Source organism: Rhizobium sp. BR 317, from assembly GCF_047445835.1.
GTDB lineage: Bacteria > Pseudomonadota > Alphaproteobacteria > Rhizobiales > Rhizobiaceae > Rhizobium > Rhizobium paranaense.
This window is the reverse complement of sequence record NZ_JARWLB010000100.1, coordinates 1-1,766: the sequence shown is the minus strand read 5'-3', so window position 1 is coordinate 1,766 and position 1,766 is coordinate 1. Positions and strand designations below refer to the sequence as shown.

Here is a 1,766-nt window from a genome sequence, read left to right as displayed (position 1 = left end):
ACCCCGGCTTGGTCTCTGTGCGCCGCCCACATGCTGCCTTGCGGGCCTTCCCGCAGCAGGTCGCCTTGGATCGCCGTCTTGAGCAAGAAGGAAGGCAGGCGGCGCTCGCCATTGAGGTATCGCCATGTCGCGGAACCTAGCCAGKGACTGCGGCGAGCCTGCCAACGATCGGGAAAGGAGAGGTCGCTCTCGCTATTCCTTGCGGGCTGCCACTCCGGCTCTGTGATCTGAAACCCGACGAGATCCGCGACCCGTTCGGCGCCTTCGAGAAAACCGACACGATCGAGGTGTTCGACGAGCCGAAACACATCGCCTTTCGCTTCGGACAGAGGATMGAACCATCCGCGCCCTTCGTAAGTGACGATGATGATCTCGCCGCCGCGCCGGAACTTGACCGCCCGCCGCGTGCTTTCCTTCGCGTCGATTGCAAACCCGGCATGCTCCAGCACTGCGGCACAACTGACCTGCTCGCGCAGCGCTTCAATCTCTCTTCTCTTCATTTTCTCTTCCGATCGCCCAGCGATCGGCCTCCATAATCCTTGCCTACCCGTCCGTTCCCGGACGCCTTTCGGCAGGCTGCGAAGAGCAAAGACCGCAAGGGCGCGGACGCGCAATTGTCGGATCATGCAAGCTGAATTGGCCGCGGCGCAGCTTCCCTCGCGGCCTGCCGCTCGCAAGCGGCACGCCAAGGGCGCAATGCCGGCTCAATGGGCMGGCCAKGGCATGTACTMRTGCACGACCGCCAGRTCGTCGTCGGCGTCGATCTCGTCRGAMGGAAGGACGCCGTATTCGCCGTCGACCTCGAAGAGGGTGACCGGGACCATCAGGTCACGGGARAGCTGGARGGCGTGGKACTGGGCGAGAGASAGATCGTGCGACATYTGAGAGGCTCCTACGGGAGCGGGCCAATTCCCGCTCGATGGCTCCTCAAAAGGCACGGGGTCCGGGCGCGATCACCGCGACGCGAAGCGGCGGCGGCCGCAGCTTGCTAGCGGACCCCTCGCGGGTTGATCGTGGAAGATCCGGATCCGGGCCAGGACGCCATCAAAAGAGAGCGGGATTGGCTTGCTTCCGTTTGAGCCACCGTTAGCCGCCCGATTGTTCGTGCTGCCCGGTCCTMGCCTTGCCAGCGTTCGATTGCTCGGTGTCTCGAATTTGCAGGACGGGTTGGCGACTGCCTGCTGATGACGTTTAGCGGGTCGCTMAACGTCAATCGGAGTGAGACCGCTCGGCCTTCACAATGGCCTCCTCGACCGACTTCGCGTCGAGCAAGATTAGCGCACGTTCCAGGCAAAGTTCGATCTCAGTGACGCTTTTCCCTTCCAACACGGCGATTTCGGCGTGAGTTTTGCCCCGAGACACCCACCGAAGGCACGACTTTTCCAAGGGCGAAAGCATTCTCGTCTTCATGGACAATCCGTGTTATTTTATAACATATMGCATAATCAGGTTTATGGAACTATCGTTGGTTGCTTAGAAACATCTCAACTCCACTTATTGTCTTTACTCGACMCCGCTGTGGTCGGCGGCTTCGGATCGATGGGAGAGGTGGCGGGAGCGATCGTCRGAGGTACTCCCTGGCACAGCGCATGTAGAATTTTGCGCGGGTCTTTCCCGACCGCGACGCAGTCGTATTCGAACTCCAACCTCTCAAAAAACCTACGCTCACCATTGCGATTTTTCCGCCTCAAGCCAGCGCCGGCAGCAACTGGTCGATGCTTTTCTTTGCGTCGCCGTAGAACATGCGGGTGTTGTCCTTGTAGAAC

1 protein-coding gene is annotated in these 1,766 nt (G+C 60.3%); it reads right to left on the bottom strand.

Going from position 1 to position 1,766, the window contains the following annotated elements:
• Nucleotides 1-500 (bottom strand): DUF3991 domain-containing protein (locus QD357_RS31990; protein WP_414126032.1); only part of this gene is annotated, 500 nt, incomplete at its 3' end.
• Nucleotides 501-1,766 lie beyond the last annotated feature (1,266 nt).